The following is a 6,481-nucleotide window of genomic DNA, read 5'->3' on the forward strand; positions in this document are numbered from 1 at the left end:
AAGAACTTTAAAAAGAACGCCAGCGGAAAGGCTTTGGTTTGTTCCAGACTGGCAGACCAAATCGCTGCACACATCGGATATATATAGTGTTCGCTGAAGCTATCGCTAAATCCATGCTCAGCAATAAACGCCGCCAGTGTTATGCCGTCAATGGGCTTCTCAGATTCTAAAACCATTTTACAGGTTTTATTAAACCGTACGATATCGCTGACTATTCGCCAGAATTTTGGTCGCAGTACATTGCGGCGCTGTGCAAACAAAGTATTGAGGTCATGGCCGTTGTATTCAATGTTGGTTTTCTCGTGGTGTACTGAAAAACTCATTTCAGTGGCCTGGTATGCTACACCCAACTGTGTCATCAACTTTATGAAATTGGGATACGTCCAGTCGTTGAATACAATAAAGCCGGTATCGATGGCGTAGGTTTGGCCATTCACCGATACATCTTTAGTGGCGGTATGGCCGCCGATGTAGTCGTTAGCCTCAAATACCGTGATGTCGTGCTGTCGGTTGAGCAGATAGGCGCAGGTTAGGCCAGAGATGCCAGTGCCAATTATTGCTATGCGTTTTGCCATGAATATGTCGCCGTTATTGTTGTAATTTGGATGCAATCCAGCGTTTAACGCGCTGGGGTAAATGGCTAAGCGTTCGCAGAGTTAAGCCAAATACCGTGGGAAAATAAATCGCCTGTTGCCTGGCTTCTATGCATTTCAATAGTGTTACCGCTGCTTCACTTGCTGTAATTTTCATCGGCATTTCAAAGTCATTTTTGTCGGTAAGTGGTGTTTCGACAAACCCGGGCGACACACTCTGTACAATAATGCCTTTATCTTTTAAATCCACACTCAGACTTTGCGATAAGTAGTGCACTGCTGCTTTACTTGCGCCGTAGGCTTCACTGCGCGTAAATGGCAATAATCTGGCCATCGAATCGATGATCACCAGTTGGTGCCCTCTTTGACATTGAGGAAGCAGAGCATGAATGCAGTTTACGATGCCGAAAAAATTCACGTCAAACACGCGTCGGAACATGGCTGGTTCAAACACTGGTAAATCTACATACTCGCAGGTGCCTGCGTTTAATACCGCGATATCAAACGCAACAGACGACAATGCCTGGTTGGTTTGATCTGTATTGGTTACATCAAATTGCAGTGTGTTTATATTATTTTCGGCACTGAGTTCGGCTAGCACCTGTGGATTTCTGCCGCAGGCAATAACGCAATAACCGTTGCGTGCTGCATAAAGGGCAAAGGCTTTTCCTATGCCGGATGTGGCACCCGTAACCAGAATTGTTTTCATTTTGTCAGTCGCTTTTTGATATAGAGGATCACACGCTTCAGAATGGGGATGTGTTCGTAAACCATTTCCCCCATATCGTAGTAATCTCTGTGGTAAATCACCCGCTCGTTTTTCAATTTAAGTAGTGATACCCCGTCGACGTGAATAGGTGAATTTGCGTTATTAAGGACTAAGTGCATAGTCCATTCCACTATCGCATCATACTCAGACTGTTGTGCAGCAGATTCAGCAAAATGGTGAATCTCGAAACGACATTCTCGGGTGGAATCCAGCAAGTGACCAAAATAGCGTTTAACACTTTCAATTCCTGTATGCGTTGCTATCGGATCTTTAAACACTGTCTCTGGGTGATATATGGTATCCAGATCGTCAATGTCGACGTTCGCAAGGTCAGCATAGAATTGAGTGAAGCGTGTTTGAAATGACATGACTTAATCACTTGAAATGTTTGCCTTTAATACATGCTTTAAACAGTAGCAGATCACTTTTTTTATCGCATACGAATTCTTTCTGCAATTGTGTGATATTTTAAGGCAAAAGCAGATCCAAACCGTTCAATAGTTCGTAAAAGCGGCAACAAACTAACGTTTCTAAGGCCTATGCAATACCACAATATACCCTTGTTCCCGTTATCTGCGCATCTGTTGCCTGGTGGACACATGGCATTGCGAATTTTTGAGCCTCGCTATGTTCGCATGGTAAAAGAAGCCTGCGCGAATAACGGCTTTTTCGTACTATGCATGCTCAACTCCCGGGGTGATCAGGCATCGAATAATCACATTTTTCCCATCGGTACATTGTGCAAGATCGTTGACTTCGATTTACTGGACGATGGGTTGCTTGGCATTAAAGTAGAAGGCTTGTGTTGTGTGAGTGTCCAAAGCGTGCAGACGCAGGCCGATGGTCTTCGTATTGGCGAATGTGCAGAGATTAACGACTGGCGATGCGCAATTGATGAAGAAAAAATAACACCGCTTCGCAACAAGCTTGAATTGATTTACGATAGATATCCGGAAATAGCCCGGCTGTATCCAGAACTAAAGTTTAGCGATCCCATCTGGGTTATTTACCGCTGGTTGGAATTACTGCCCGTTGACGCTGCGAATAAACAGGCGTTTTTAGGCGAGAAAAATTGCGATAAAGTGCTAAATTATATTTGTGAGCTGGTTCAATAAAATTATGTGATCTTTTTATTGCACCTGTCAGTAAAAATACCATAGTCGTAATTTGCTGACAGGAACATATATGCTTGTTGGAATTCCATTGGAACATGAAAATAGTGCGATAGAGCCAAAAGAGTGTGCGGTAGAAATGTCGCAGTATCTCATTAAGGTTGCCGAGACGCGATGCAAGGCTTCTTTTTCCCGTGTTTTTGGGTATTTCGCCCCGCGCCTGCGTTCGTATGCACTCCGACAGTTAGGCAATGAAGCGCTGGCAATGGAGTTAGTGCAGGACACAATGTCCAATGTGTGGCAAAAAGCGCATTTATTTGATTCTGAAAAAGGGTCGCCTTCAACCTGGATTTTTACCATCGCCAGAAACATTCGTTTCGATATGCTACGGAAACTGCAGAGCCGAAAAGAAGACATTTGCGCTGATGATTTGTGGCCTGTTTTGTGCGAGCAAACACCCGATCAAAATGAAACCAGTCTGGATGAGCAGGTTACACTGGACCAGATAGAACTTTTATTTAACGAGCTGCCGGAAAAGCAAAAAGTGGTGATTCAGGCAATTTACATCGATGGCAAATCGCAGCAGGAAATTGCTGACGAGCTGGACATTCCGTTGGGTACAGTTAAATCACGCACCCGATTGGCATTGCAACGATTGAAAGGTATGTTGAGCGAATATGATTAAGTTTCATCCAACCCCCGAACATTTACAGCAGTTTGTTAAGGGAACCTTGTCTCCGGTCGAGTCGCTCATGATATCTGCCCACTGTGATATGTGCGCTCGCTGTCAAAGCCGGGTCGAGATGATGACTGCAGATTATGCCAACACTGAAATAGAACAAGCAGTGCAAAGCTATGACCCAGACTTCGATGCAATGCTGGCAAGTATCACACAGCAGCCCGCAGCAGAACGTGCATCGCAAATTGAGGCGCGCAGGAATTCAACGGCTATTGAACTCGACGGTAAAACTTTTGAATTGCCCAAAACACTGCATCGCTTGGTAAAGAAGAAGGGCAACTGGTCTTCTTTAGTGGGTAAATTGTGGCAAGCACCTGTAGATCTTGGTATCGACGGTGTAGCTAACTTTATCTATATCGAAAAGGGCGGCACGGTACCCGAACATACTCATAGAGGCTCTGAGATGACGTTAGTGATTAACGGCGAATTTTCAGATGGTTTAAACGATTATGATTCTGGCGACTTAATATACATGACAGGCGATCATACCCATGCGCCTCGATCTGACGCACCAGAGGGGTGTTTGGTGTTCAGTATTGTCGACCAGCCACTGCATTTTACCTCGGGTCTGGCGCGGTTGTTGAACCCGTTCAGCCATCTTTTTTTCCGGTAAACCAGTGTATAACGCACTGGTTTGCTGCTGTATTTAAGCCTTCCTCTTAAAAACACGCCCTAGCACATTAAGTAATCAAGTTTGCGAATTTCTGCTATGCTAACAACCTGCTTGTAGTGGGTTTGTTGGCATGGTTAGCCACTTTTTATTTCAAGTTATACTCTTTTGCGCATTCCCTACAGTGTTATCACTGGAGAAGAATCCGCATATTCGTCGCGTTTCGCTGTATATATATGTCAGCCTGGTCTTGTTAATGGGCGGGTTTCTTGGCGCTGTTTTTTCAATAGAACTCTTCAATAGCATAAAGTTATCTGGCGGCACCATTGCGTATGGTGGCTTTATGATGGCATGTGTGCTCCTGACTTTTTTAGAGCGCGATGTGTTTATTTTGCAGAATATTATGCGACTGGTATTCACCGTTGGTATTTTTAAAGTGCTGTTGTTTGCCATTGTGGTGAAAACCCTTCAGGCCGATCGGGTGATCAATGCGTTAGATGTACCTGATACCTTGTTCGAATTGTCGATTCCGTTAATTATTTTGGGTGCAGTGCTTATCATCATTGAGCTCTATCTGCTGATTTTTATGTTTGACCGTTTCAAACATAAAATTAAAGGGCACGCAATGTTGAGCCTGGCATACAGCTTGAGCTTTATATTGGTCATTATAGCTGATGGTATTCTGTTTCCTCTGTTGGCGTTTGGTGTACAAAGCGAAACCTTTGAACTCATTATTGGCAATTTCAGTGGCAAGGTACTCATAGGCTGCACCTATGGGCTGTTCTTATTTACATTTTTACTGCTTAGCCGCCAACGCATGGAAAGAGTGGTGCAAGAGCCTTTATTAGACTGGAACCTCTTGCTTACGAGCGGTAAAGACATTGTTGAAAAAATGGACCGGCGCGAACAGCAATTGAGACAGGCAAAAACCGTGTTCGAAACCAGTCGTGAAGGTATTGCCATTTTGAATATGGATTTTGCTGTTGTGGACGCTAATTGTGCGCTTGTTAATATGGTTAATCCTGTGTCTGCTGACCAGGGCGTACTGCGTAATGAGAAGTTACTGGAACGATTTTTATCGCCGGAAACAGGAAAAATTGCGCAACAAACTCTGCAATCTGGTGAGAGTTGGAGTGGAGAGATTCACTGGTCTTCACCAGAGATGCGGCGTTATGGCATGCTCAATCTGGTGCCAGTAATCGATAGAATTGGCGGTATATCCCATTTTACGCTTTCGCTGACTGAGATCTCTGAACTGGTGCATGCCCGGGAAGAATTACGCTTTCTGGCGAATCATGATGTGTTAACAGCGCTGCCGAATCGGCGTCAGTTACACAATGTGCTGGCAAAAGATCTGCAGCCGTTCAGTGGCGGGATATGCAAAGCGTTACTCATTGTTGATTTAGATAACTTTAAACAAATCAATGACAGTTTTGGCCATGTTGCTGGTGATGAATTACTACTGGATTTTACGCACAGACTATCATTCTGCTTACTGGGTAAAGGCCGTTTGTTTCGCATAGGTGGCGATGAGTTTGCCATCTGGACCCATTCCTTGTCGTCAGTGGAACATGCTCAGGAACTGGCAGAGGCCGTACGTCGCGAGGCAAGTAAACCTTTCAGATTAGACGAGCAAAACCTGGTGCCCCTTAATTGTTGTATTGGCATCAGTGTATATCCTCAGCATGCGAAGGATGTTAAGACGATATATCAACAAGCTGACACGGCGCTCTATTGGGCTAAAGGGCTCGGCAAGGGCAATATCAAACTTTACAAGCAAGGCATGACAGACTCACGGCGCCAATCCCTGCAACTTGAAACTGCGCTACGTGAGGCGTTAACCGAGAATGAAATTGAAGTGTATTGGCAGCCACAAATTTCGTTGCATGCTAACCATATTACCGGCGCAGAAGTGTTAGCCCGATGGCAGAGCAAAGCACTGGGATGGATAACGCCGGATATCTTTATCCCGGTAGCTGAAAGTGCTGGCTTAATGAGTGCCCTTACCCGGGTGGTATTTGCAAAGGCCTGTGAAGCGCTTATTCAGATGCCAGCTGCGCTGAGAGATAAACTCATTATTGCAGTCAATCTATCGGCCAGGGATATGTCAGATTCATTGCTTCTTAGTGATCTTTTGAATCTATTAACTGCTCACGGGCTGGTTGCCACACAATTTGAGCTGGAGTTAACAGAGAATGCATTGTTGGATATGGATACGCAATCGCTAACTAGTTTTAAACAGGCGGGTTTTTCGTTGGCCTTGGATGACTTTGGTACGGGGTATTCTTCATTGGCCTATCTAAACACGTTGCCCTTTGATGTATTGAAAATTGATAAAAGTTTTATCGCTCAAATCCCCAAGGAATCATCAAGTTGCGCACTCACGCGAAGTATTATTCAAATGGGCAGGGAACCGGGACGTGAAATTGTAGCCGAGGGGGATGAAACAACAGAACAGGCCGCGTTTCTGGCTGCTGAGCAATGCCAGAAGGTACAGGGATATTTGTACAGCAAGCCTTTGCCAGTGGGAGATTTCATTGAATTTTGCGGGTCATATCCTGTGCGCGATTAAGCGCCTGACTCAATTGCATTGCGTTCTATGCTTTGTTTTTGAAAGCAAACTGTTCTGATAGCAGAAGCAAAAACGCCCTGGCGAGA

General features: G+C 44.8%; 7 protein-coding genes. 4 read left to right on the plus strand and 3 right to left on the minus strand.

Features of this window, described 5'->3' with window-relative positions; all coding sequences use genetic code 11:
* The 3 genes from ACLR2L_RS17810 to ACLR2L_RS17820 all read right to left on the minus strand — a co-directional run.
* A partial coding sequence (locus tag ACLR2L_RS17810) for an FAD-dependent oxidoreductase (protein WP_413370063.1) occupies positions 1–575 on the minus strand: 575 nt, incomplete at its 3' end.
* 13 nt (positions 576–588) lie between these two features.
* Entirely contained in the window at positions 589–1,302 is a 714-nt protein-coding gene (locus ACLR2L_RS17815) for an SDR family NAD(P)-dependent oxidoreductase (RefSeq protein WP_413370065.1), read from the minus strand.
* The gene (locus ACLR2L_RS17820; protein WP_413370067.1) at positions 1,299–1,730 is read right to left on the minus strand and encodes a nuclear transport factor 2 family protein; all 432 of its coding nucleotides are present in this window, start codon (positions 1,728–1,730) and stop codon (positions 1,299–1,301) included. The genes ACLR2L_RS17815 and ACLR2L_RS17820 overlap by 4 nt, the downstream gene beginning before the upstream one ends.
* Positions 1,731–1,901: 171 nt before the next feature.
* Between ACLR2L_RS17820 and ACLR2L_RS17825 the strand changes: the two genes are divergently transcribed.
* The 4 genes from ACLR2L_RS17825 to ACLR2L_RS17840 all read left to right on the plus strand — a co-directional run bounded on the left by ACLR2L_RS17825 (position 1,902) and on the right by ACLR2L_RS17840 (position 6,395).
* Positions 1,902–2,477 carry an LON peptidase substrate-binding domain-containing protein gene (locus tag ACLR2L_RS17825; protein WP_413370069.1) on the plus strand — a complete coding sequence of 192 codons (576 nt, stop codon included), beginning with the start codon at positions 1,902–1,904 and terminating at the stop codon, positions 2,475–2,477.
* Between the two features lie 70 nt (positions 2,478–2,547).
* Complete coding sequence (locus ACLR2L_RS17830; protein WP_140961638.1) at positions 2,548–3,159, plus strand: sigma-70 family RNA polymerase sigma factor; 612 nt, start codon at positions 2,548–2,550, stop codon at positions 3,157–3,159.
* On the plus strand, positions 3,152–3,826 hold the full coding sequence (locus ACLR2L_RS17835) for a ChrR family anti-sigma-E factor (protein WP_413370072.1): 675 nt from the start codon (positions 3,152–3,154) through the stop codon (positions 3,824–3,826). Before ACLR2L_RS17830 ends, ACLR2L_RS17835 begins: the two co-directional genes overlap by 8 nt.
* Before the next feature lie 130 nt (positions 3,827–3,956).
* Positions 3,957–6,395 carry a putative bifunctional diguanylate cyclase/phosphodiesterase gene (locus ACLR2L_RS17840; protein ID WP_413370074.1) on the plus strand — a complete coding sequence of 813 codons (2,439 nt, stop codon included), beginning with the start codon at positions 3,957–3,959 and terminating at the stop codon, positions 6,393–6,395.
* The last annotated feature ends 86 nt before the right edge of the window (positions 6,396–6,481 follow it).

It is taken from the genome of Alteromonas sp. AMM-1 (assembly GCF_047290655.1).
Taxonomy (GTDB): Bacteria; Pseudomonadota; Gammaproteobacteria; order Enterobacterales; family Alteromonadaceae; genus Alteromonas; species Alteromonas mangrovi.